This window comes from Blautia segnis, from assembly GCF_014287535.1.
In the GTDB taxonomy this organism is placed as follows: domain Bacteria; phylum Bacillota; class Clostridia; order Lachnospirales; family Lachnospiraceae; genus Blautia_A; species Blautia_A acetigignens.
The window spans coordinates 18,623-42,799 of sequence record NZ_JACOOT010000012.1 but is presented as its reverse complement, the minus strand read 5'-3'; the positions used below and the strand labels follow the sequence as shown (position 1 = coordinate 42,799).

Below are 24,177 nucleotides of genomic sequence, written 5' to 3'. Positions count from 1 at the left end.
AAAATAGCATGTTTTGTCAAACTGGATTTTTCATAATTTTTACGCAAACCCTTGATTTTCCTGTAGGCAAACGTTTGTGTAAATTTTATTTATTTTGTACAATCAAAATTGTTTATGCGTTATTTTTTTAACATTTATGTTTATTTTTCATTGGTTTTCCTGTTTTTTATTAAACATTTTGTACTTATTTTTTTAATTCTGCAGGAATTGCAAGGTGATTTTTTTATTTGTTTTATTTATAAATTTAATTCATTTGTGTACTTATCTCGTTTTGTGTTTTATATTTCGGTTTATTCTCCATTATTTTCTGTAAATTTATATTTAATTAGTTATATATGCTATATTCTGCATATCTATTTTAGTAGTTTTTTATATTTTCTTTTTCTTTTATTTTTTATATAATATAAATAATTAAACATTGTTATGATTCTTTGAGGAAGGATATTGAATTATGAGCACAATCACCTTATGTTATTCCCCGGACTGCGAAACCATCTCTTTTGCAGCTGCGGAGCTGGAGCGTTATTTAAAGGCAGTCAATCCTGCATTCGCCTTTTCCCATGCTTCGGAGAGTTCTGCTGCCAATGACTGCACCATCCATCTAAACACGGATCTGGATCCGGAGCTTTCATCCGGTCTGGATTCCAGAGCCGATGACCTGTTTTTGATTTCTCTTTCCAATGGAAAAGGAAGCATTCAGGGAAGCAATCCGCGAAGCGTGCTTCTTGGTATGTATGCATTTCTCCGCAGGCTTGGCTACCATTTTCTTTTGCCGGATGAAACCGTTATGCCCCATCAGCTTTCCCTTGCAGACCTGACCTGTTCTTACTCACACAGAGCCTCCCTGCGCCACAGAGGCGTCTGCATTGAGGGGGCTGACTCTCTTGAAAATGTTCTGGATTTTATTGACTGGCTTCCCAAGCTTGGATTCAACAGCTTCTTTCTTCAATTTAAGGAGCCCTATATTTTTCTGGAAAGATGGTATCATCATACCCTGAATCCAACAAAGGATCCCATGGAACTCACGGAAGCATTCCTGCAGGACTGCTACAAAAAAATGCATGAAGCTATGAAAAAGCGTTCTCTTCTCCTCCACGCCGCCGGACATGGATGGACCTGTGAAGCCATCGGGCTGCCTTCTATAGGATGGGTGCCGGAAAAAGCAGAGCCTTCCCCTAAGGTTCAAAGGCTTCTTGCCCTGGTCAATGGAAAAAGAGAATACATCGACCGTATTCCCATGAATACCAATCTATGCTACTCTGACCCGGAAGCCATCGACCGTTTCTGCAATACAGTGGTTGATTATGTAAAGGAGCACCCGGAAACAGATTATCTGCACATCTGGCTGGCAGATGAATACAACCATATCTGCGAATGCGAAAGCTGCCGGAAAACCACTTTGTCGGATCAGTATGTACATCTTTTAAACTTGATTGACCAGCGCCTTACCCAAGAACATCTGGACTGCAAGCTTGTGTTCCTTCTTTATCAGGAGTTGCTGTATCCGCCTGTAAAGGAACGGTTCCAGAATCCGGACCGTTTTGTCCTCATGTTTGCTCCCATCAGCCGGACCTTCCGGGAATCCTATCCGGACAGGATCCAGGAGGTTCCCATTTCGGAATACAGGCGCAACCAGATGGTTCTTCCTGTCACCATTGAGGAAAACCTTACCTTTCTCGCAAAATGGCAGAAAATTTTTGACGGGAACAGCCTGGTTTACGACTACCCTCTTGGCCGTGCCCACTATGGGGATTTCGGCTATGTTTCCATCAGCAAAGTACTTGCAGGGGACATTCATCATGTAAAAAACCTCCATCTGGATGGCTATATCAGCTGCCAGGAGCTACGTGCATTCCTTCCAAACGGACTTCCCAATTATGTAATGGGATATCTGACCCTTGACACAGAAGAAAGCTTTGATTCCCTTATGGATGAATATTTCCAGGCAGCCTACGGTTCCATGGCTGATGAAGTCAAAGAATACCTAACCCGGATTTCCCAGCTGTCAGACTGCGATTACTTTAACCACATCGGTCCCAGAACCAATCCTGCTGCTGCCTGGAAATACCAGCAGCTTTCTGATTACGTGTCCGGCACAGCAGAAGACCTTTTAAATCGCGCCAAAGACAGCCATCAGATTTCGGACCGCTTCCAAAAGCTGCTGACTTTTCACAGGGAATATGTGCTTTTGCTTACAGATGCACTGGTTTCTCTGGCATCCGGTGACGCGGATGCAGCTGATGAGAAATTCAGCCTTTTTGCAGATTTTGTACGGAAAAAAGAAGATTTTATCCAGCCTTATCTGGACGTATACCGGATTCAGGAGGTTGCACACCGCTATACCGGATTTTCCCTGCCGGAAGAACGGACGTCCCAAAATTAAGACTGGCACTATCAAAAATTCAGAAGGAGAAAATTATGTATCAGACTTCCAATTCCAAGCTCACCAACCGAGAACGAATTCTTGCATGTATTTTCCGCAATCCTTCCATTTCCAGAACCGGAATTGCACAGCTTACAGGTATCACGCCTGCCACCGTCAGCCACACCATTTTCCAGCTTCAGCAGGAGCAGCTGGTTTTTGAAGCAGGACATGACCTGGAGGATTCCTCCTCTGCCGGACGAAAGCGTGTGTCTCTTGATATCCGTCCGGAATACGCAGCTGCCCTCGGACTGGAATTTACCAAAAAAACGCTGACTGCATGCGTTACAAATTTAAAGGGAAAGGTTCTCTACCAGTATCAGATTCCTTATTCTGAAAACTTAAGCCTTACCATCACGGAAACCATTATCCAGGTTCTTCAGATGGTTTTAAAGGACTGCGGCATTCCCCTTGATTCTTTTTGCGGAATCGGGATCGGGGTTCCCGGCCATGTAACCGAAAAGGGCACCTTTGTGATCAACAGCAGCAATATCTGGCAGACCTTTGATGCCAATAAGATCCGGGATGCCTTTTCCCTACCTGTTGTATTTGAAAACAATGTGCGCTGTATGGCCCTTGGACAGTACCTTTTCCACCCGGATTACACCCCGGAGAATTTTGCCTTTTTCCATGTGGGTGCGGGCATGTTTTGTGCCAATATTGTGGATGGCAGTCTTTTTACCGGACATACCTTTATCTCCGGGGAGATTGGACACATCATTGCCAACCCCAACGGACTGCGCTGTGAATGCGGCAAGCAGGGCTGCCTTCAGACTGTTGCCAGCGAGTCCTGGCTGATCAAAAACACCCGGCAGCTGTACCAGCTGGACAGCTTCGGGATTCTCCACAGACTGGTCTCCTCTCCGGAGGAAATTACCACAGAAACTATTGCTGCGGCTTACTCCCTTGGGGATGAAGCGGTGTGCACCATTGTTTCCAATGCGCTGAAGTATCTGGGAATCGCCATCTCCAACATTGCGATCCTGAATAATCCGGAAAAAATATATCTGCACGGACAGCTTTTTTCCCACCCGCTGGTTCATTCCGAACTCAGCAGCATTCTCACACAGCAACTTACCTTTGTGGAAAATGACTATGTAAAAAATTTCGAGATTTGCCCATTTGATACCCTGGACGGTGCTACAGGGGCCTGTGCCCTTGCCATCCAGAAGATCTTTTTGAAGAAAGGCCTGACAGAATAATATGACATTAAAAGATATCGCCAGGGAAGCGGGAGTTTCCATTTCCACAGTTTCCAGAATCATCAATGGCAACTCCACCAAAGCCGCAAGCAAGGAGCTGCAGGACAAAATATGGAAAATCGCACGGGCAGGCGGCTATGCGCCTAATACCTCTGCCCAGACCCTGAAGCAGAAAGTTCCTGTGAAGAAAACAACTTCTCCTTCTATTGCCTGTCTTTATGCCCGCAGCCAGGATGCACAGAATGATGCTTTTTTCTCGGCGCTGACTAGAAGCATTGAGCAGGAAGCCCGCAGGGAAGGCTATGTGGTGAAGTACTCTTTTTCTGCTCTGGATATCCACACTCCTTCTGTTTGCGAGCAGATTGAGAAAAATGAGGTGGACGGAGTTGCCATTCTGGGACGATGCGATGCGGCTACCATGAAATTTATGAAGGAACATTTCCGCAAGGTGATCTATACCGGTCTTAACCCTCTGGATGCAAGCTGGGATCAGGTGATCTGTGACGGCAATGCTATTGCCGCTGATGCTGTGCGCCATCTGATTTCCCTGGGACATGAAAAAATCGGCTATATTGGGGAGACCTGCAACGAGATCCGCTATCAGGCTTACTGCAATACCCTGGCGGATCATCACATTGCCTTTGACAAAAATGTGATTGCCAATGTGCCCGGTTCTTCTGAGGGCGGCTATCAGGGTGCTCGCCAGGTTCTGAAACGTTCTTCCAAGGTGACTGCTTTTTTCTGCATGAATGACATTACCGCCATCGGTGCCATCCGGGCTATCAAGGAATGCGGCTATCACATTCCAAATGATATCGCGGTGATCAGCATGGATGATATTGACATCGCACAGTATATTTCTCCCATGCTTACCACTATGCACATCCCCATCGAAGAAATGGGCCGCATGACCGCCAAGCTCCTCATCGACCGCATCAACAACGGCCACACCCTCCCCATGAAGCTGTCCCTGCCCTATTATCTTGCGAAGAGGGAAAGCTGTCCGTGAGGGGGATGAAAGTGCAACCGTCAAGTTATTCTCGGTAGTTCAAACTAAAGAACAATGTAACGTTAAAAAATGAATTTACTATAACGGTGAACAAAATTCGTCAAAGAAAGTAATAAAATTAATACATGGAAAATAGTGATTGAGAAACGAAGGTAAACTGGTTATAATAAAAAAAAGTACAGAACAAACATTCGGATTGTTCTGTACTTTTTTTATTGGGAATGATATAATGCAGACATAGTTATACTAAAGGAAATATACTGTTATTTTTTCAGGAAAAGATCAGGAGAAAACTATGGATCATTTTGAATTGCATTCGGAATACAAGCCAACTGGGGATCAGCCGCAGGCGATTGCGGAACTGGTGAAGGGATTTAAGGAGGGAAATCAGTTCGAGACTTTGCTGGGGGTGACGGGTTCTGGTAAGACGTTTACCATGGCGAATGTTATTGCTCAGCTGAATAAGCCTACTCTGATCCTGGCGCACAATAAGACGCTGGCGGCGCAGCTTTATGGGGAATTTAAGGAGTTTTTCCCGGAGAATGCGGTGGAGTATTTCGTCTCCTATTACGATTATTACCAGCCGGAAGCATATGTGCCATCCTCGGACACCTACATTGCCAAGGACTCTGCCATCAATGACGAGATCGACAAGCTCAGGCTCTCTGCCACTGCTGCCATGTCTGAGCGCAAGGACGTTATCATCATCTCCTCCGTATCCTGTATTTACGGACTGGGTTCTCCACAGGAATTCCAGGACATGATGATCTCGCTTCGTCCGGGCATGACCAAGGACAGGGATGAGGTCATCCGAGAACTGATCGACATTCAGTACACCCGCAATGAGATGGATTTTCACCGAAGCACCTTCCGTGTCCGCGGGGACACTCTGGAGATTTTTCCGGCCAACAGTTCGGATACGGCTGTGAGGGTGGAATTTTTCGGAGATGAGATCGACCGGATTTCGGAAATTGATGTGCTTACCGGGGAAATCAAGTGCCAGCTTGCACATATCGGTATTTTCCCGGCATCCCACTATGTTGTGCCTGCGGAGCAAATCCAGAAGGCGGCAATTGCCATTGAGGAAGAATTAAAGGAACGGGTAGATTATTTCAAAAGCGAGGACAAGCTGATAGAAGCCCAGCGAATTTCTGAGCGTACCAACTTTGATATTGAAATGATGAAGGAAACCGGATTCTGTTCCGGCATTGAGAACTATTCCCGTCATCTTTCCGGTCTGGAGCCGGGGCAGCCCCCTTACACTCTTCTGGACTATTTCGGGGATGATTTTCTCCTTATTATTGATGAGTCCCATAAGACCGTTCCACAGGTAGGCGCCATGTATGCAGGTGACCAGAACCGTAAGCAGACACTGGTGGATTACGGCTTCCGCCTTCCCTCTGCCAAGGACAACCGTCCTCTTAGCTTTGAGGAATTTGAAAATAAGCTGGACCAGGTTCTGTTTGTGTCTGCCACTCCCGGTGACTACGAATATGACCACGAGCTTCTCCGTGCAGAGCAGATCATCCGTCCTACCGGACTTTTGGATCCTAAGGTGGAGGTTCGCCCTGTAGAGGGTCAAATCGATGACCTGATTTCCGAAGTCAACAAAGAAACTGCTAAGAAAAACAAGGTGCTTATTACCACTCTTACCAAGAGAATGGCTGAAGATCTGACTCAGTATATGAAGGATGTAGGAATCCGTGTCCGCTATCTTCATTCGGATATTGATACTCTGGAACGTGCGGAAATTATCCGCGATATGCGTCTGGACGTATTTGACGTGCTGGTTGGAATCAACCTGCTGCGAGAGGGACTTGATATTCCGGAAATCACTTTAGTCGCTATTCTGGATGCGGACAAGGAAGGCTTTCTCCGTTCCGAAACTTCCCTGATCCAGACCATTGGACGTGCTGCCCGAAACAGTAATGGCCATGTTATTATGTACGCAGATGTGATGACGGACTCCATGCGAAACGCCATTGAAGAAACCAACCGCCGACGGGAAATCCAGGAATCTTATAATGAGGAGCACGGTATCACACCTACTACCATCAAGAAAGCGGTCCGTGACCTGATTGCCGTTTCCAAGGCTGTTGCAGAAACAGAGGTGAAGCTGAAGAAGGATCCGGAATCCATGAGCAAAAAAGAGCTGAAGGATCTGATTTCCCAGCTGGAGAAGCAGATGCGCCAGGCTGCCGCAGACCTGAACTTCGAGCAGGCCGCCGAGCTGCGTGACAAGATGATTGAACTGAAGAAGAATCTGGCGGATGCCGAGAAATAACTTACATCCACCCAAAATTCCAGACGATGTCTGGAATTTTGTCATGGACGCATCATTGTGGGCAAAATGTGGGTACGCCCATTATTTTCCCTTGCATTCCTCCCCCAAATATGCTATACTCATGCCCGTTGAAAAGCCCTCAAAACCAAGGTCTTATAGGCTTTTCCGCCGATTCCCGGCGTAGGCCATATACCTTCCGGTATATGCCTCCGCGGCATTCGTCAAATGTCCATGCAAGCATGGCCGCTTGACCAAAAGCCGCGCGAAAATGAATCGAGTGTTCGTGACCTTCCACTCGTAAAACAAAACTAAAGGAGACAAATGAATATGAAAAACAAAAGTACCCTGTTTCTGGTGCAGGCAGCGCTGATCGCGGCTGTCTATGTTGTACTGACACTGGTGTTCGCACCGTTTAGCTATGGAGAGATCCAGGTCCGAATTTCCGAAGCCCTGACCATCCTTCCATACTTCACACCAGCTGCCATCCCCGGTCTTTTTGTAGGCTGCATCCTTGCCAATCTGCTTGGCGGTGCCATTCCTCTGGATATTGCATTCGGAAGTATTGCCACCCTCATCGGAGCTGTATTTACCTACAAGCTTCGTAACAGCAGCAAATGGCTTGCCCCGGTTCCGCCGATTGTGGCAAACGCAGTTCTGGTACCATTCGTACTTCGCTACGGATATGGAACCAACCTTCCCATCCCGCTTATGATGCTTACAGTAGGCGCTGGTGAAGTGGTATCCTGCGGAATCTTTGGTATGGTGCTTCTCACTGCACTTTCCAAATACAAGAATACCTTATTTGGCAGACAGGCTTCTGTAAAATAAATTCATAACTGCAAATACCCGATGAAGAGCTTAGTTTATTAACCAATTCTCTCCATCGGGTATTTTTTCTATCATACAATCACACAATCTGCATCCGCAGACAATAGCCTAATCAAAACCATTCATCAACTCTCAGAAATTAGAGCAGGTTTGAAAAAGGCGTTCTGAGCCCTTTCCCCGCAATCTCCTATTCAATCTGTGCCTGCTCTTTCAAAAATTCCAGAAACCTCTCTACGCCCCCGCCAAGCTGCACCACGCCTTCGGGACGTTTTCCAGGAATCTGGGACACATCGAAGAACTCTCCAGCCGCTGTTTTCTCTGTCTTCATAAAGCTGTCGCTTCCGTAAATGCCTTCCTCAATTCCCACATACTCATCTCCCCAGAAGCTGCACTCCTGCGGGCTGATTCCCTCTTTCTCCTCCAGATGCTCCAGAATCCGGTCCACATTATCGCTTTTGCTGGAAATTCCAACCTCCAGGTATTTGGCATCACAGGTAGGCTTCACAGTAATCCCATATCGCGCTCCTGCTGCCTCTGAAATATCCAGAAGCCCCTGCAGGCCGCCTTCTACCCCATGCTTTTTCAGGCAGTCCTTCAGCAGATCCAGCTCGTTCCCCTGCATAAACAGGTTATCCCCCCTCTGGTTCTCCACCATCAGGTCGATCTTACAGTAATTCGGTCTGGAAAATACAATGTCCGTGTTCATTCCGTATTTTTCCAGAAGCTCCATGTGAATGTCAAAACAGATCCTGTGAATATCACTGAGCAGTTTCCTGTCCGGAAGCATGTCTGAGAAAACAATCTCCTGTCCATTTTCATATCTGTAATTAAAAGCCCCTCTTCCAAGGCCAAGATACAGATGCTCCAGCTGCTCCTTTGTAAAATACGAATCAAGCTTTCCCCCTGCAATATTTTCCATGGTAGTTCCGCTTACGATCACCAGATTCACCTTCTGATCCAGAAGTGGTCCCATAGCCTTCACAATCTCCTCCACAGGAGCTTTTCGGCTGAGGACAGCAGTGCCGTCCCAGTCAAAAAAGATTCCTTTATATTTCTTCTTCATAAACACTTCCCTCTCCTGGTTCCAGATGTATTTCCTTCTCGTTCAGCTTCAATGTGACAGCATCTCCTGCCGCCAGTTCCACCCTTGTCTTTTCATGGGTCAACTGAATCTTCAGCTTTCTTCCACGGTACAGAAGGTAAAACTGCATACCATTCCACTTTTCCGGTACATACGGGTGCAGTTCCAGCCCGCCGCCGTTTACGCGCACGCCTGCAAATCCATTGATAATCGCCTGCCAGGTTCCCGCCATGTTGGCCGCATGGATACCGGCATAGAAATTATCATGATAGTCATCCAAATCCATTCTGGCAGACTGTGCAAAATATTCATAAGCCTCATCATAATATCCGATCTGGCACGCCAGCATTCCAAATACGCAGTTGGAAAGGGAAGAATGATGCAGGGTCACTTCCTGATAAAAATCATAGTTTCGCTTCAACTCTTCCTTACTGAAGAAGTTGCTGTGCAGATAAAGTCCAAAAATCGCGTCCGCCTGCTTGCACATTCTCTGTCTGTAGACAAACAACGGATGATAGTTCTCATACAGAAGATGTCTCTTCTCCGGCGGGATTCTGGAATCATCCCATGGGCGAAGCATCATAAAACGGTCATCCAGGGCATACACCTGACGGTTTTCATCATATGGAAAATACATGTTCTCCACAATTTTTTCCCAGTATGCAGTTTCCTCCTCTGTAATTCCCATTCTGGAAACAAATGCCTCATACACATCCGCTCCGGCTTCCTTTAGCATCTCCAGAGCCTTCAGTGCATAGCGGATATTTTCCCTTCCCATCAGGTTGGTATAGAAATTGTTGTCTGTAATGGCGTTGTACTCATCCGGTCCGGTCACTGCGCAGATGCAGTATTTTCCGCCCCTGCACTCTGCAAAATATCCCACATCCGCCCAGACTCTTGCGGTTTCCACAAGCACCTCAGCTGCCATGTCCTTGAAAAATTCCAGATCCCCGGTCACGCTTACATACAGCCAGAACGCATAGGCAATGTCCGCATTAATATGATACTGTGCCGTTCCAAGTGGAAAATAGGTGGAAGCTTCTTCTCCGTTAATGGTACGCCATGGATATAAGGCTCCCTTTGGATGTCCCAGAACCTTTGCACGGTCACGGGCCTGATCCAGAGTGCGGAAACGATATTCCAGAAGCTTCTTTGCCAGCTCCGGTGCCGTGTAAACAAATACCGGCAGCACATACATTTCCGTATCCCAGAAATAATGTCCCTCATAGCCTTCCCCGGAAAGTCCCTTTGCGCCCATTCCGGTGCGTCCGTCTCTTCCGGCGGACTGCATAATATGAAACAGGTTGAAGCGGATTCCCTGCTGAAGTGCCTCGTCATCATAGATCTGCACATCGGAAATCTCCCAGAACTCATGGATTTTCGCCTGCTGGGCATCAAACTCTTTCTGCCATCCGCCCTCAACAGCTTCTTTCAGTTCCTTCTTTGCAAATCCTTCCAGCTTGCCAGCTTCCATATCCTGGCTGGAAGTATAAACCATAAATTTCTCGCAGGTAATGGTGGTATTTTCCGAAACCTCCATTCTGCTTTCACACACAGCATGCCTTTTCTCTTCGTCTGTGCCAAAAACAGTCACAACCTCCCCGGCTCCTGCTATTTTGTATTCACTTGCGCATGCCATTGTCATGCCGCTCTGCAGGGTCGTGCCCTCGTAATACAGCACCCCATCCTCAGCCTGAAGCTTGTCCATATGCAGTCTGCTACCAAAAGGACCGTAACCGATCAGAGGATTGGTCTTTCTGGTATGATTCTCCACATCTCCATTCAGATGGGAACAAATGCGGATCTCCCCAGAAAAATTCACAGGCGTAATCTGGATCTGCTGGTACATCCGGTTTTTGTGCACCAGGGAAACAAAGCGCTTCATCACAAGCTGCAGCTTTTTCCCCTTTGGTGAAGTCCAGGTCAGCTTTCTTTCCACATATCCGTCCTGCATATGAAGAACACGGCTGTAATCCTCCACCTTGCCGGTTCGCATGTCGAACAGCTCGCCGTCCCCATAAATTTCCGTTTTCTTCAAATCCGGCAGGTTCAGAAGGGACTGGCTTTTGGTTGGAAAACCGTAATTCCACTCTCCATAAGGAATGTCCACACTCTCATAAAATCCGTTGATAAAGTTTCCTTCCAGACCTTCATCAACGGAAAAATCATATCCTTCCTCGAAGGTACCGCGGGTTCCAATGTATCCGTTGGAAAGTGCAAAGGTTGTCTCATTGCGGTAGTTGGTCTCCATGGAAAATTCTGTCTCTGTAATGTTCCACGGCTCTACCGGGTAAATTGGTTTCTTATTGATATCCATATTCTCATCCTTTCACAGCTCCTGCAGTCAGACTCTCCATAACCTGTCTCTGCAGCAGAATAAACAAAATAATGGTAGGAAGTACCGTCATCACAACCGCCGCAAACAGCGCGGAATAGTTGTTTGCAAAGGTTCCCATATAATAGTTCAGCGCAATCGGCACAGTTCTGGCACGGTCGCCGCTTGTAAGCATCAATGCAAAGTAGAACTCATTCCAGATGTTGATAAACTGGATCATAGCAATGGTCACAAGTCCCGGCTTTGCCAGAGGCAGAATAATATGCAAAAAGGTCTGGATAAAAGTTGCCCCGTCAATATAAGCGGATTCTTCCAGTGCTGTAGAAATGGTTTTGTAATAGCTGACCATAACAAAGAAGGACATTGGAATTCCCATTGCAGAGTACACAATGATCAGGCCCAGCTTTGTATCAAAAATCCCAAGCTTCTGGAAAATGGCAAACAGCGGCTGGGAAATCGCCTGTGCCGGAAGCATTAAGGATGCGGAGATCAAAAGCACGATCAGGGTTTTCAGCTTAAACTGAAATCTGGAAATCACGTAGGCACACATGGCAACCAGTGCCACTGTCACCAGCACGCTGACGCCTACAATGATCACGCTGTTCATGAAATATTTCAGGATCGGCGCATACTGAAGAGCTGCCTTGTAGTTATCCAAACTGAATCTGGACGGCCAGGACAATGCGGAGGAGTTGATTTCCGCATAGGATTTAAAGGAACTGATAAACGCCCACACGATGGGTGCCAGGGAAATAAAGATCAGCAGGATCATAAAGAAATACTTGAAAAAGGACGCGATCCCGTTTTTCACTTTGCTTGTTTTTCTCATTATGCCGCCTCCTTTTTCTCACGGAACAGACCTTTGATCAGAATAACCAGGGTAATTCCGATGATGATCTGAACCACGCCCACTGCGTTTGCTTTTCCATAATTGTTTTCCAGGGTTGCTGCTTTATACAGGTAAATAGGCAGGTTCAGGGTAGACGTTCCCGGGCCGCCCTTTGTGGTCATGTAAATAATATCGAACTGGGAAACCATGGCAACACTGGCAAGGGTTACGCAGGTTCCGCATACATTTCTCATCAGGGGCAAGGTGATATAACGGTCTGCCTGCCAGGGCGTTGCGCCGTCAATGGCTGCTGCCTCATAAATTTCCTTGCTCACAGCCCCCATCTCTGCCAGGAAAATAATGGTGTTAAATCCAGAGTAGAAAATCCAGGTTGCGGTTACGGTCCAGAATGCATATCTGGAATTTCCGAATAGGTTTGGAACCATGGCATAGTTCACGCCAAAGAAATCCAGAACAGGCTTCACAATTCCAAACATAGGATTCAAGAGCAGGGTAAACATCACGCCGGTTGCCGCTGTAGGAATGATATTCGGAATCATGTAAGCAGTTCTTGCGATTTTCCAGCCCTTTGGCTTTCTTCGAAGAACAAGGGCCATGGCAAGACCTACGCCTACGTGAAGAGTAGACTGCAGCACTACCCACAGAAGGGTATTTCGGATGGAACAGATAAAATCACTGTCGCTAAAAATTGTAATGAAGTTTTTGATTCCCTGAAAGGTAGGTGCGCTAAATGCTGTATAATCACACAGAGAGGTGTAAAAAACCGTGATGATTGGAGCCGCATACACAAGCGCGAACAAAATCATGCAGGGAATGGTAAACAGGAAAATCCATATTTTTTTATTTTTCGTATTCATTCTTTCTCCCCATAAAAGCAGCCTGTCACCAAAGCTGTATCAGGTGACAGGCCTTTTACATTATTCCAGATTCTTTGCTGCCGCTTCTGACAGTTTTGTGCAGAACTCTTCTGCTGTGATGTTTCCATATGCCAGTTCCGGAAGCTCTGTTGAGAATGTATCGATTGTGTTCTGATACCAGTATGCCTGATTCTGTCCGTAAGTCACGCCTGCTTTTCCCTGGATCTCAAGTGCCTGTGCCATCAGAGGATCGCTCTCAGAAAGGGTCTCCGGGATCTCAAGATTGTCAGATACAGGCTGTAATCCGGTCATTTCCAGTGCCTTGATCTGGTTTTCCGGTGTGGTCTCAAATTTCAGGAATGCAACAGCTGCCTCGATCTTTTCAGGATCGGTAGCACCTACCATATCACCAGGTGTTGGAACCATTTCCATTCCGTTTCCAGGAAGAAGCATGATGCCGACTTTGTCATAGAAGCCTTCCGGTGCTTTCTCTGTTTCGGAGAAATCCGGGATCATCCATGGTCCATTCGGGAACATTGCAACTTCACCGTTGAAGAAGTGGGTTGCCATCGGATCGTATTTGCCGCCAACTGCATCTGGTGTTGTGTAGTTCTGGAACATTTTCTGGATGTTCTCAGCTGCTGCGATTACTTCCGGTGTATTGTAGTCTGTTGGATACATGGTGTTCATCCACTCATTTCCAGCCTCTCCGTTGGTTCCGATCAGAGCGCTCATCCAAAGGTTGGTCAGCCAGCCGGAGTCCGCACTGTCCATTCCGATCGGGGTGATTCCTGCTTCTTTTAACTTGTCGCATGCTTCGAAAAACTCATCCCAGGTTGCATAAGCAACTTCCGGTGCTTCGATTCCAGCCTGCTCAAACAGGTCTTTGTTATAGTAGATATAGGAAACCTCTTTGGAAACCGGGATGCCGTAGATCTTGCCGTCTACTGTATTGAATTCCAGGGAAGTATCGTCAAACAGAGATTTCCACTCCGGATCCGCATCCAGATAAGGGGTCAGGTCTGCTACCTTTCCGGATTTTGCAGCCAGCTCAATGATGTTGTTTCCGCCGTTGAAAACGATGTCCGGCAGATCTCCGCTGGAGATGAGAAGCTTGATTTTCTGGTTGAATGCATCTGTAGTAGGAATTTCCTCAAAGCTGAACTCTACATTCTTGCCTTCCTCTGTCTGCTGGAAAGCCTCGAACAGATAGGAATAATACTCAGCTGCGTAGTCGGTTCCTACGTGATAGTTGATTACGCTTAAGGTTACTTTTTCATCATCGGCAGCCATTACAGGTACAGCCATTCCTGCACACATAGTTCCGATCAGTGCTGCTGCCATAATTTTAGAAATCATTTTTCTTTTCATGATGTTCCTCCTTCGTTTCGGTTGATGACTGTATTATAGCCTGTAAAGACGCATTTTTTAATAAAAGACCTTGTGCTGTTCCTTGGAAATTCCTGCATATTTTTCACAAAATTTTCACATATCATGCCCATTCATTCTACTGTTTAAAAATTTTGTCCTCTTCTTTAAAATACATGACATTCCTGCAAATTTAATTGATGTACTTTTTTAAATGTGGGATAATAATATATTATGATCGAGAATTGCGGGAGCTGCTTTGCAGCGGAGCAATTCGTGGATATCAAGTTAGGGGCAAAAGACCTTTTGCCCTAACATCATATTATATAAGGAGGTCTTCCAGTTTTGGCCAAGCGTGCTCCTAAGAAATATCCCTCTCTCAGATTTTTTATTACCGTCACCATCATGATCATTGTAGGGCTGGTTCTGGTATTGTCTGTGGGATTTTATTATATCAAAACATCTTCTATATTAAGAAAAACCTCCCGGGATTCCATTGTGCGGGAGCTAAACCAGGTCAATGATACCATACAGGATCAGGTGGAGACCATTGATTCCATCATTCCCCTTTTCATGTCCAATGAGGTGATCCAGAATGCGCTGGAAAATCCGGGAGCCGGAATCAATTATCCTTTTTCCGTAGAGCGGCAGATGTCCTACATCTACAATAGCTCCGCCCTCTCTGAGAAGAACTTTACAGACTCCATCTATATTTACAACAGCCGTTCCACGGTCTACCACGCTTATACTTCTGGAATCCTGGAAAATGTGGACGACACCTCCGAGTTTCTGCAAAGCACTATTGATTCCGCCAACCCGCACCTGATGTGCTATACGTCACCGCTTCACGACCAGAATATGTATTTTGCCCGCAACCTGTACAGCAGCAATTCCGGGAACCGGATCGGCATGATCGTCATCAACATCAATGCACAAAAATGGATCGAATACTGCTCCAAAACCATTGATCCGTCCTGGTTTATTATGCTGTTTAACAAAGAATTTTCCCTTAGTTCGGACTCTGATTTTTCAAAGGATCAGCTTCTGGATCTCTATTCCAGTCTGACTGCACAGAAAAATTCCGTTTTGTTTAAGGAGCAAAGCTTTGGAGGCCGTGATTATTTCATGGCATCCCAGTCCCTGGAACGGCTTGGACTTACCTCTGCAGTGGCCGCCCCCAAGGACCTGCTTTTGGAAAACCTGAACAGCACCCTGAAGTCTTATCTTCTGGTGACTCTGGCTGTGGCACTTCTTTCCCTGATGGCAGCCTTTATTATTTCCCGGGCAGTCACCCGCCCCATTGACACCATGATCTTTCACATCAATGAGATTTCAAAGGGAAACCGAAGCGCTCTTCCACCGGAAGGCTTTTACCAGGAATTCCGTGTGTGGGCACAGTCCTTTAACCAGATGCTGCTTCAGCTTGACACCTATTACCAGGATATTTACCAGCAAAAGCTGCTGATCAAGAACGCCGAGATTCGGGCACTGCAGTCCCAGATGGACCCCCATTTCCTTTTCAATGTGCTGAACACCATTGCCTGGAAGGCCCAGATGATCGACAATGAGGAAATTTACGAGATGGTGATTTCCCTGGGAAGCCTGCTGAAAATGAACACCCTTTCCCGGAACCACAATTTCACCAGCATTTCCATAGAAATGGAATATGTACGGCTTTACGTGTATCTTCAGCAGATGCGCTTCGAGGACAAAATTTCCTGTGACATCCAGATTCCGGAACAGGTACTTTCCTGTGAAATTCCCTGCCTTTCCATCCAGCCCCTTGCGGAAAACGCCATTGTCCACGGCCTGGAGCCCAAGAAGGGAAAAGGCCATCTGATCATCCAGATCATAGAGGGAGACGACAGCCAGCTGGAAATCTGTATTATAGACGATGGAATCGGTTTTGAGGTGATCCCGGACATTCAGTCCATTGCCTCCTCCGAGAAGGACAGCCACACCCACATCGGCATGAAAAACCTGGACAAACGGCTGAAGCTGCTTTACGGACCGGATTCGGGCATCCGGATCACAAGCATTCCAAACAAATGCACCACCGTTTCCTTCCACATTCCAAGAAAGGAGTTTACCCATGATATTTAAGCTTCTTGTAGTTGACGATGAAGTCACTATGCGAAAAGGTATTTCCAATTACATGAACTGGGCGTCCATTGACTGTCAGGTTGTGGGAAGCGCTTCTGACGGCGTGGAAGCCATGGAATTTCTGAAAAGCCAGCCTGTGGACATTGTGATCACGGACATCAAAATGCCTGCAGCAGACGGCCTTGAGGTGGCGCGCTTTGTCCACGAAAACTATCCCCGGACAAAGGTGATCATCCTCACCGGCTATGCGGATTTTGAGTATGCCCAGACTGCCATTAAGTATCACGTAACCTCTTTCATCTTAAAACCCACCAACAAAAAGGAACTGTTCGCCGCAGTGCAGGAAGCCCAGAAACAGCTGATCGTCTCCCAGCAGCAGGAGAACATTGCAAAGGAAGGAGTCTTTTTCCTGAAGGATCAGCTGATGCAGGAGCTCACCGACCATCTCTGCACAGAGGAATTAAAGGAAAAGCTTCTCTCCCTTGGGCTTCACATGGACTGCTATTATGTGGCAGCCTTCAAGCCATCCTCCGATGAGCCGGATCTGTCTGCCCTGAAAAAGATCGTCATCGAAGAGAAAAAGAACACCTACTGCTACCGCTACAATAACCTGATCCTTAACGTGTATTTCCAGAATCAGCCCTCTGCTTCTGTTCCGGAATATATTCTGGAAAACTGCCGGGAGATTTCCGGTATTGTAAAGGCTTTCAGCTCTTCTGAGATCCTTACGGGGATCAGCGCCCTTCATCAGTCTCCGGAGGCTTTCCAGACTGCTGTTTCCGAGGCAATCCAGGCTCTTACCCATAACTTTTACAGCGAACAGAATATTTCTGTTTTCCACACTGCTGGCCCGGAAGAGCCTGCAGAGCTTTCTGTGGAAAACTCCCTGGATCTGTACCAGATTGAAAGCAGCCTGAACAACTGGGATTTCCAGGAGGCCGCTTCTGTTTCCAGCCACATTTTTTCCAAGTTCAAAACCAGCTTTACCAATTCCCAGGATGCCAAGAACATCTGCTCCCAGATCTACTACATCTGCTGCCGTGTCATGGTAAAAAAGGAGCTGGATCCGGTGCCCATTTTGTATCTGGAAAAGCTTCTGGGATCCCGGGATATTTTTGCCCTGGAAAATACAGTGACGGAAATTATGGAATACACAAGAGAGAACAGCATGTCCGCCCACGCAGTTCCCAACTATATTATTGAAAACACCATCCGTTATATTTCCCAGAACCTGGCGGGAAATCTTTCCCTGGACGTTATTGCCCAGGAGCTGCACATTTCCCCTTCCCATTTGAGCCGTACTTTCAAGAAAGCCACCTCCGGTTCTCTTACTGAGTACATCAATAAGGAACGGATCAGCAAGGCAAAGGAGCTTCTCCAGAATACAAACCTGCTCACTTATGAGATTGCGGAGGCAGTAGGCTACAAAGACGCCACCTATTTTTCCTCTATCTTCCGCAAATATGAGGGAATCAGCCCTTCTGAATATAAAGCGAAGTTTTTTGTTGCACAATCTTCTCATATCCCTTATAATTAATTCATTAATCTTTTAACATATTAAAGAGGGAAAGTAGAGGAAAAACAAATGAAAAATCTATGGACAAAATGGACTGGGATTGCTCTTGTGAAGCGAATCCTGGTAGGTCTGATCCTGGGCGCCATCCTGGGAGTGGCAGCGCCTGGTGCCACCAGCATTGCCATTCTGGGCGATGTATTTGTAGGTGCCTTAAAGGCCATCGCACCCCTTCTGGTATTCTTCCTGGTTATCAGTTCACTGTGCAACGCAGGAAAATCCCACGGCGGCGTCATCAAAACAGTGGTTGCGCTTTATATGTTCAGTACTGTTCTGGCAGCTGTGATCGCTGTATTTGCCAGCATGATCTTCCCGGTACAGATAACGCTGACCAATGCGGCAGCTGATGCCACAGCGCCGCAGGGAATTGTGGAAGTTCTGAACAATCTTCTTCTAAACGTGGTTGCCAACCCCATCTCTTCTCTGGTAAACGCAAACTATGTAGGAATCCTTACCTGGGCTATTCTTCTTGGACTTGCCTTCCGCGGCGCTGGCGACACCACCAAGAAAGCACTTGCAGATATTGCAGACGGCACTTCTCTGGTAGTCAGCTGGATCATCAACCTGGCACCATTTGGAATCTTCGGCCTGGTATTTAACACCATATCCACCAACGGACTGGATATTTTCACTACCTACGGAAAACTTCTTGCCCTTTTGGTTGGCTGCATGCTTTTCATTTACTTTGTAACCAATCCCATTCTGGTTTACTGGTGCATCCGTCAGAATCCTTATCCGCTGATCCTGCACTGCCTGAAGAAAAGTGCCATCACAGCCTTCTTCACCAGAAGCTCCGCAGCCAACATTCCGGTAAATATGAAAGCCTGCGAGGAAATGGGACTTGACCGTGATACCTACTCCGTAACCATTCCTCTTGGCGCTACCATCAATATGGACGGAGCTGCCATCACCATCACCGTTATGACAATGGCAACTGCTTTCACACTTGGAATCCATGTTGACATCCCAACTGCTATCATCCTCAGCCTTCTTGCAGCACTTTCTGCATGCGGTGCTTCTGGTGTGGCAGGCGGATCCCTTCTTCTGATTCCTATGGCCTGCTCCTTGTTTGGAATTTCAGATGATATCTCCATGCAGGTAGTTGCAGTTGGATTTATTATCGGAGTCATTCAGGATTCTGTGGAAACCGCACTGAACTCTTCTTCCGACCTGCTGCTTTCTGCTTCTGCAGAGTTCAGACAGTGGAGACTGGAAGGGAAGAAAATTACATTCTAAGTAAAACAGTATCTGGCACATTTTTGAGGTCTGTATGGAAGTTCGCCAGCTTCCATGCAGCCTCTTTTTTGTTGATTTCTTTTACCAATACATTTCCCCAACACCCTCTGATTTATGCGTGGCAGGCTTTCTCTCACAAATACTGCATCATATCTTTTCTTTCATTGAAATCCCCGCAGCTTCTTCAGAATCCGTTTCTCCATCCTTGACACCTGCACCTGGGACACTCCCATTTTCTTCGCCACATCCATCTGGGTCATATCCTGGAAATACCGAAGTCCGATCAGCTGGCGCTCCTCTGGCTCTAACTTTCTCAGCATTTCTTCCAGGAAAATCTTATCCAGAAGCTTCTGGTGGCTGTCCTCTTTCTCCGGAAGCCGGTCCACCAGCTGCAGGTCTGTGCCGTCCCCTTGGTACACCGTCTTATAAATGGAGTCCACCTCAGCCGCAGACTCCATGGTCATGGCAAGCTCCTCCACCGGCATGTCCATAGCTTTGGAAAGCTCCCCCATATCCGGCTCCCTTCCCAGCTTTTTCTCCATTTCCTCCCGCACTTTATAGATTTTATACTGGTTTTCCTTTATGGAACGGCTTACCTTCAGAATGCCGTCATCCCGAAGAAAACGCTTGATTTCCCCGACAATCATAGGGATAATGTATTATAGTGGAAATTTTGAAATTTCCTTTATCCAATAGGGTAATTATCTTGAATAAGATATATGAAATTTTACACGCAAGAAGATATATCCCCTTGCGATGTATTAACTATAGAAATGTAATTTACTGTAGTGTCAAAAGATCATTATACTCAATTTCAACATAATCATTCGATATTTTAATCTTTTTGATATATTCACGTACAGTCTTCTGTCTTTCATTGAAAGACATGAACTCCCAGCTGTCAGCAACACTTTTGAATGCTTTAGCTCTTGCTGTCATATCTTTAGCTCTGGTGTTCTTTAATGTGTACTGTTCTATCTGTGTATTCAGATTTTCCAGTTCTTTATTGATCTCACCAATTGTCTCCAGCAGGACACTATTATTGGTATCGGATGCATATAAATTATACAGGGATTTCAGCTTACCTTCAAGAACTGATTTTCTCTGGTTCATAGCTTCAAATCCTTTTTGATTTTGCTGTTCTGATTTTTCCTCGATTACCTCATACTCCTTTGATAATTTCAGCATATCACTAACAACAACATCTTCAACTTCAGCTGCATCCAATTTTCCGTTCTGGCAATTTGGATTCTTAACCAAGTGCGGTTTACTATGGTCTAATGAGTAACAGTAAATCATCACTCTTCCACCGCTCCATTTTTGATAACGCATCTTTGCCCCACATAATCCACAATATATTAACCCAGTAAGTAAATACTGTGATTTATGAGAAGTTGCTCTCGTTCTTGTTTTTCGTAATTCCTGAACTTCATCAAACAGTTTTTTATCAACTATCGGCTCATGAAGACCATCAACGATTTCTTTATTATATTTGAGCTTTCCAATGTATGTCACTCTGGACAACATATCGGACACTTGCTTGTCTCCTTTTAAATCGAACATCTTTGCCAGTGCATACGTGGAATAGCCTTCCTTATATAATTCAAAAATCTTTCTGACTGTTTCTGCATCTTTATTTGGCACAAGAACGTCATCACCGTTATTATAGTCATAACCAAATGGTGGTTTCGTCCCTCTCCATTTTCCGGTTTTGATTCTCTCTGTAATTCCCATCTGTGTACGTTCACGAATGTTTTCACGTTCATACTGAGCAAATACAGATAAGATACCTACCATTGCTTTTCCATATGGTGTTGTTGTATCAAAGTTCTCATTTAAAGAAATAAATCCAACATCATTTGCTTCAAACACATCTTCAAGAAGATAAATCGTATCTTTCTGGCTTCTGGACAAACGATCAAGTTTAACAACTACAACTGATTCCACTTTGCCCTCTTGAATTTCTTTAATAAGACGTTTCATCTCCGGTCGATTCAAATTGCTTCCTGAATAGCCACCGTCAATATACAAATCATAATTATCAATCTCCTGATAATTACAATACTTTTCAAGCTTCTCCGTCTGAGCACCTACTGAATATCCTTCTTCAAACTGAAAATTTGTAGAAACTCTGATATACAATCCTGTTTTTTTATTATTTGAGGTATTCTTTCCAATTCTTATGTTTCTCACCTCGCTCTTTCCTCCTCTCACGTACACTATACCATCTTTTCAGAGAAATTTCAACTTATTTTATTTATTAAAGTAAGTTATATAAAATTTCTTCTTTCAGCTGCATCGACTTTAATATTATCAACTGCTCCCATCTCTTTATTCATCTGATATAAGATCTGACGAACTACCGGGGAATCCAATTTGAATCTTTCTAAATCTTTATCTTCGATCACATTACCATTTGCATCATATCTTCTTACAATTTTTAATGCCATCGCAATCCCTCCCTTTATAAATCATATTCAATCGTCTCTAAAAAATCACCAGAACCTCTCGTCCTGTATTGTCATTCTTTTGTGTTGTCTACATTTTATGACGTCGTTTTCTGTTGAATTGTCGAAAGCAGGAATATCATTTCTCGCTTTCGTTCATTCCCATTTGAATCCGTACCGCTTTCAGCACCCGATCCAGGCTCCACTTATTTACTCTTCCGCATTTCTCAATAATGCATTTTGTAGAAATGCTCATAACCTGTTCAGCCAATGCCAGGCTTCCTTTTCGAATCCCTGTCATATCGTATTTACTGATAAATACATGTGTTGGTAAATATCGCTTCTTATATATTCTTGATGTCAGCGGAACTACTGTAATGACTGAACTGTATGTATTGGCTTTATTATTGCTCACTACGATCACCGGTCTTACACCACCCTGAACAGATGTTGTAGGAAACATACCGAGATCTGCCCATAAAATATCTCCTCTGCGGATTGTCATTTGTCCTCTCTCCAATCTATTATTTTTATTTGTAAAGCATCCATAGCGCTATATTGGCTCCACAGGAATACGGCAGAGTTTCTTTCCCATAAGGAAAGCTCTGCCGCATAACCTCTATAGCCAATTTGATTATTAAACAGTGCTCGCTCGATTCTATTTATCCTCGATACCCCGAATCGTTACTCCTGCATATGCAGGAAGGGAATAATAACCTGCCCGAATGCATACTCCGGACCACAACCCAAAAACTCTCGTTTCCAGGCTCCAGCAGTTCATAGGTTTACCAGTTACAGACTTCTCAGGATCTGCAAGTGTATCGCATCTCATACATATCATCGCATCACCAGCCTGCCAGCTGGCTTCGGTCAGTGCTTTTTCGCAGCATTACAGACTGAACTAAAAATCTTGGTTTTGTCTTATAATCCTATAGCGGCATCTTCCTCGTGCTCTCTGCATGAAATGTCACGTCAGTTATTATTGGATATTCAGTTATCATGGTTCATTTTAGGAAGTCCTTTAACTTCCTCTAATTACTAAAGTCAAATGACTTTGGCAGATGCAAAAGATTTTGAAAAATTTTTTAAAAAAATTTATTCATATACATTTCACGCATCTTATTAAGAGTGGATTTCAGCTTGTATGACAGCATCTGTCTGGAAATCCCCATAATCTCCGCCATCTGTGTCTGTGTCTTGTTTTCAAAGAAAATGCCATAAATAATCATGCGTTCCTCTGAGTTCAGCTGATTGATCACTTTGTGAATATCCTGCTGTTCCATTTTTGTCAGTACACAGTGCTCCACATCGCAGTTCAGATCTGGAAAATCCTCAATCATGAAGCCTTCTCCATCAATGGACTGACCACTGTAAGGTACTTCTCTCAGCATCTTATCCACAACCTCACCCAGTTCGTTCTTAATCTCAACTTTTTTTGCCTTGCTGCTTCTATAAAAATTATTCATCGCATACGCAACTTCTTTTGTAATCTCGATCATTTCTCCATCAATATTTGCGTAATACTTTCCTTCATAAAAATATGGGTGTTCAATATACATATCCGTTCCTCCTGAATTTGAAATCTTGTTGCTCGTTTCAAATCCAGAAGGCGGACCTCTGTTTAGAATCATGCCTGCTCCGCCTTTATCCTGCCGGGATACGCCCGCAGTTATTGGCTGAGAAATTCAGGCACGAAAAAAAGCCCCAGTAGTTTTTTCTTAACTACTGAGGCTTTCGTCTCTTTCTTGTATTCAGTTATCTATGCCTTCTTTCATCAGCATAATCATTGTATCAGGATAAAGTTCACAAAGTATCCGCAATATGTTCCCATAAGTTCATATCATTATTGGAATCGTACATATTTCAGTATAAAAAGTTCACCGTGTTATTCTTCTACTTCTTTTCCATCTATATATAGTTGAAATTTATCAGGATTATTGACTACATCATAGTCCTTTCCATATTCTACAGGTCTGTATTCGGCTGTCATTACCGATTCCCCATCTTCAATATCCTCTTTCCATAAATAGATGTTCATATCAAGACTCGTCGCATATCCCCTGTCTGTGGAGAATTTTGTCGAATAAAAAGAATCATCCTTGTACATCTGCAAAAGCTCTCTTACAAACGCTTCTCTATCCTCAATATTTTTCCGGTTAGCAACCACGGTTAAATTTTCATCCCGATTTACGGAAAATGTTCCAACTACATCCGGTTCGCCTTCCTTATGACCAGATTCAGATTTCCCATAAATACTTCCTGCAGCAATTATCAAGATCACTGCTCCTGAAATCAATGCAATTATCTTTTTCTTCATATTTTTATTTTCCTTTTAGTTTTTTTACTGCGTAATTGATTACTTCTTCCGGTGTAGGTCTTTCTCCTTTAAGTGTCATTTTCTTCCATTCTTCCTGCACAGCCGGATCAGGATTATCAAATCCTGCATCTATGGCTATCTGCATTTCTCTGCGTACTTCTTCTGGTGTTGTGTTGTACTTTTCTGCAATCTTCTCATAAATAGTTTTTTCTCTCATTCATTTTCCTCCGATATATAACTGGATTTACAACTTGTTCTATAGAAC

21 protein-coding genes are annotated in these 24,177 nt (G+C 44.9%); 8 read left to right on the top strand and 13 right to left on the bottom strand.

Annotation, left to right across the window (positions count from 1 at the left end; translation table 11 throughout):
* The first annotated feature begins 451 nt into the window (after nt 1-451).
* The 5 genes from H8S54_RS05445 (at nt 452) to H8S54_RS05425 (ending at nt 7,745) form a co-directional block, all read left to right on the top strand.
* Nucleotides 452-2,383, top strand: coding sequence for a DUF4838 domain-containing protein (locus H8S54_RS05445; protein WP_186901064.1), 1,932 nt, complete (start codon nt 452-454; stop codon nt 2,381-2,383).
* A gap of 35 nt (nt 2,384-2,418) precedes the next feature.
* The gene (locus H8S54_RS05440) at nt 2,419-3,624 is read left to right on the top strand and encodes an ROK family transcriptional regulator (protein ID WP_173766024.1); all 1,206 of its coding nucleotides are present in this window, start codon (nt 2,419-2,421) and stop codon (nt 3,622-3,624) included.
* A 1-nt stretch (nt 3,625) separates the two neighbouring features.
* Complete coding sequence (locus H8S54_RS05435; protein ID WP_021924487.1) at nt 3,626-4,633, top strand: LacI family DNA-binding transcriptional regulator; 1,008 nt, start codon at nt 3,626-3,628, stop codon at nt 4,631-4,633.
* A 295-nt stretch (nt 4,634-4,928) separates the two neighbouring features.
* On the top strand, nt 4,929-6,917 hold the full coding sequence (gene uvrB, locus H8S54_RS05430) for an excinuclease ABC subunit UvrB (protein ID WP_186901063.1): 1,989 nt from the start codon (nt 4,929-4,931) through the stop codon (nt 6,915-6,917).
* A 327-nt stretch (nt 6,918-7,244) separates the two neighbouring features.
* Entirely contained in the window at nt 7,245-7,745 is a 501-nt protein-coding gene (locus H8S54_RS05425) for a QueT transporter family protein (protein ID WP_021924489.1), read from the top strand.
* A 187-nt stretch (nt 7,746-7,932) separates the two neighbouring features.
* On the opposite strand, the gene H8S54_RS05420 is transcribed toward H8S54_RS05425, so the two are convergent.
* Genes H8S54_RS05420 through H8S54_RS05400 form a run of 5 tightly spaced genes read right to left on the bottom strand, consistent with a single transcriptional unit; the run spans nt 7,933 to nt 14,239 of the window.
* A complete protein-coding gene (locus H8S54_RS05420; RefSeq protein WP_186901062.1) occupies nt 7,933-8,808 on the bottom strand; it encodes a ubiquitin family protein in 876 nt (291 codons plus the stop codon).
* Nucleotides 8,792-11,143, bottom strand: coding sequence for a glycoside hydrolase family 65 protein (locus H8S54_RS05415; RefSeq protein ID WP_186901061.1), 2,352 nt, complete (start codon nt 11,141-11,143; stop codon nt 8,792-8,794). The genes H8S54_RS05420 and H8S54_RS05415 overlap by 17 nt, the downstream gene beginning before the upstream one ends.
* Before the next feature lie 4 nt (nt 11,144-11,147).
* Entirely contained in the window at nt 11,148-11,990 is an 843-nt protein-coding gene (locus tag H8S54_RS05410; protein ID WP_021924492.1) for a carbohydrate ABC transporter permease, read from the bottom strand.
* Entirely contained in the window at nt 11,990-12,868 is an 879-nt protein-coding gene (locus H8S54_RS05405) for a carbohydrate ABC transporter permease (RefSeq protein WP_186901060.1), read from the bottom strand. The genes H8S54_RS05410 and H8S54_RS05405 overlap by 1 nt, the downstream gene beginning before the upstream one ends.
* 60 nt (nt 12,869-12,928) lie before the next feature.
* Nucleotides 12,929-14,239, bottom strand: a complete 1,311-nt coding sequence (locus H8S54_RS05400) for an ABC transporter substrate-binding protein (protein WP_117850535.1) — start codon at nt 14,237-14,239, stop codon at nt 12,929-12,931.
* 342 nt (nt 14,240-14,581) lie between these two features.
* Here H8S54_RS05400 and H8S54_RS05395 point away from each other — a divergent pair, with 342 nt between their 5' ends.
* From H8S54_RS05395 to sstT, 3 genes are read left to right on the top strand one after another with little or no spacing between them, the layout of a single operon-like run.
* Nucleotides 14,582-16,339 (top strand): cache domain-containing sensor histidine kinase, encoded by a 1,758-nt coding sequence (locus tag H8S54_RS05395; protein ID WP_243176657.1) that lies wholly within the window; start codon nt 14,582-14,584, stop codon nt 16,337-16,339.
* The gene (locus H8S54_RS05390) at nt 16,329-17,876 is read left to right on the top strand and encodes a response regulator (protein WP_117850538.1); all 1,548 of its coding nucleotides are present in this window, start codon (nt 16,329-16,331) and stop codon (nt 17,874-17,876) included. The genes H8S54_RS05395 and H8S54_RS05390 overlap by 11 nt, the downstream gene beginning before the upstream one ends.
* 48 nt (nt 17,877-17,924) lie before the next feature.
* Nucleotides 17,925-19,148: a serine/threonine transporter SstT gene (gene sstT / locus H8S54_RS05385; protein ID WP_186901059.1), complete on the top strand. Its 1,224-nt coding sequence runs from the start codon at nt 17,925-17,927 to the stop codon at nt 19,146-19,148.
* 161 nt (nt 19,149-19,309) lie between these two features.
* Here the strand turns inward: sstT and H8S54_RS05380 are convergent, their stop codons facing one another.
* The 8 genes from H8S54_RS05380 to H8S54_RS05345 all read right to left on the bottom strand — a co-directional run bounded on the left by H8S54_RS05380 (nt 19,310) and on the right by H8S54_RS05345 (nt 24,129).
* Nucleotides 19,310-19,795 carry a sigma-70 family RNA polymerase sigma factor gene (locus H8S54_RS05380; protein ID WP_186901058.1) on the bottom strand — a complete coding sequence of 162 codons (486 nt, stop codon included), beginning with the start codon at nt 19,793-19,795 and terminating at the stop codon, nt 19,310-19,312.
* Between the two features lie 133 nt (nt 19,796-19,928).
* Nucleotides 19,929-21,341 (bottom strand): recombinase family protein, encoded by a 1,413-nt coding sequence (locus tag H8S54_RS05375; RefSeq protein ID WP_055057334.1) that lies wholly within the window; start codon nt 21,339-21,341, stop codon nt 19,929-19,931.
* 77 nt (nt 21,342-21,418) lie between these two features.
* Nucleotides 21,419-21,598, bottom strand: coding sequence for a hypothetical protein (locus H8S54_RS05370; RefSeq protein ID WP_008688169.1), 180 nt, complete (start codon nt 21,596-21,598; stop codon nt 21,419-21,421).
* A 136-nt stretch (nt 21,599-21,734) separates the two neighbouring features.
* The gene (locus tag H8S54_RS05365) at nt 21,735-22,100 is read right to left on the bottom strand and encodes a type II toxin-antitoxin system PemK/MazF family toxin (protein ID WP_055057333.1); all 366 of its coding nucleotides are present in this window, start codon (nt 22,098-22,100) and stop codon (nt 21,735-21,737) included.
* Nucleotides 22,101-22,253: 153 nt separating this feature from the next.
* Complete coding sequence (locus H8S54_RS05360) at nt 22,254-22,427, bottom strand: hypothetical protein (RefSeq protein WP_227233637.1); 174 nt, start codon at nt 22,425-22,427, stop codon at nt 22,254-22,256.
* Nucleotides 22,428-22,680: 253 nt separating this feature from the next.
* Complete coding sequence (locus H8S54_RS05355) at nt 22,681-23,154, bottom strand: sigma factor-like helix-turn-helix DNA-binding protein (RefSeq protein WP_172677496.1); 474 nt, start codon at nt 23,152-23,154, stop codon at nt 22,681-22,683.
* Between the two features lie 326 nt (nt 23,155-23,480).
* Nucleotides 23,481-23,912 (bottom strand): hypothetical protein, encoded by a 432-nt coding sequence (locus tag H8S54_RS05350; RefSeq protein ID WP_024720748.1) that lies wholly within the window; start codon nt 23,910-23,912, stop codon nt 23,481-23,483.
* A 4-nt stretch (nt 23,913-23,916) separates the two neighbouring features.
* Complete coding sequence (locus H8S54_RS05345) at nt 23,917-24,129, bottom strand: sporulation initiation factor Spo0A C-terminal domain-containing protein (RefSeq protein WP_024720749.1); 213 nt, start codon at nt 24,127-24,129, stop codon at nt 23,917-23,919.
* Nucleotides 24,130-24,177 lie beyond the last annotated feature (48 nt).

Excerpts from the sequence above, each read along its gene's own strand:
- H8S54_RS05445 (WP_186901064.1), top strand. The coding sequence starts at position 452 with ATGAGCACAATCACCTTATGTTATTCCCCGGACTGCGAAACCATCTCT.
- H8S54_RS05440 (WP_173766024.1), top strand. The coding sequence starts at position 2,419 with ATGTATCAGACTTCCAATTCCAAGCTCACCAACCGAGAACGAATTCTT.
- H8S54_RS05435 (WP_021924487.1), top strand. The coding sequence starts at position 3,626 with ATGACATTAAAAGATATCGCCAGGGAAGCGGGAGTTTCCATTTCCACA.
- uvrB (WP_186901063.1), top strand. The coding sequence starts at position 4,929 with ATGGATCATTTTGAATTGCATTCGGAATACAAGCCAACTGGGGATCAG.
- H8S54_RS05425 (WP_021924489.1), top strand. The coding sequence starts at position 7,245 with ATGAAAAACAAAAGTACCCTGTTTCTGGTGCAGGCAGCGCTGATCGCG.
- H8S54_RS05420 (WP_186901062.1), bottom strand. The coding sequence starts at position 8,808 with ATGAAGAAGAAATATAAAGGAATCTTTTTTGACTGGGACGGCACTGCT.
- H8S54_RS05415 (WP_186901061.1), bottom strand. The coding sequence starts at position 11,143 with ATGGATATCAATAAGAAACCAATTTACCCGGTAGAGCCGTGGAACATT.
- H8S54_RS05410 (WP_021924492.1), bottom strand. The coding sequence starts at position 11,990 with ATGAGAAAAACAAGCAAAGTGAAAAACGGGATCGCGTCCTTTTTCAAG.
- H8S54_RS05405 (WP_186901060.1), bottom strand. The coding sequence starts at position 12,868 with ATGAATACGAAAAATAAAAAAATATGGATTTTCCTGTTTACCATTCCC.
- H8S54_RS05400 (WP_117850535.1), bottom strand. The coding sequence starts at position 14,239 with ATGAAAAGAAAAATGATTTCTAAAATTATGGCAGCAGCACTGATCGGA.
- H8S54_RS05390 (WP_117850538.1), top strand. The coding sequence starts at position 16,329 with ATGATATTTAAGCTTCTTGTAGTTGACGATGAAGTCACTATGCGAAAA.
- sstT (WP_186901059.1), top strand. The coding sequence starts at position 17,925 with ATGAAAAATCTATGGACAAAATGGACTGGGATTGCTCTTGTGAAGCGA.
- H8S54_RS05380 (WP_186901058.1), bottom strand. The coding sequence starts at position 19,795 with ATGATTGTCGGGGAAATCAAGCGTTTTCTTCGGGATGACGGCATTCTG.
- H8S54_RS05370 (WP_008688169.1), bottom strand. The coding sequence starts at position 21,598 with ATGGCATTAAAAATTGTAAGAAGATATGATGCAAATGGTAATGTGATC.
- H8S54_RS05365 (WP_055057333.1), bottom strand. The coding sequence starts at position 22,100 with ATGACAATCCGCAGAGGAGATATTTTATGGGCAGATCTCGGTATGTTT.
- H8S54_RS05360 (WP_227233637.1), bottom strand. The coding sequence starts at position 22,427 with ATGAGATGCGATACACTTGCAGATCCTGAGAAGTCTGTAACTGGTAAA.
- H8S54_RS05355 (WP_172677496.1), bottom strand. The coding sequence starts at position 23,154 with ATGTATATTGAACACCCATATTTTTATGAAGGAAAGTATTACGCAAAT.
- H8S54_RS05350 (WP_024720748.1), bottom strand. The coding sequence starts at position 23,912 with ATGAAGAAAAAGATAATTGCATTGATTTCAGGAGCAGTGATCTTGATA.
- H8S54_RS05345 (WP_024720749.1), bottom strand. The coding sequence starts at position 24,129 with ATGAGAGAAAAAACTATTTATGAGAAGATTGCAGAAAAGTACAACACA.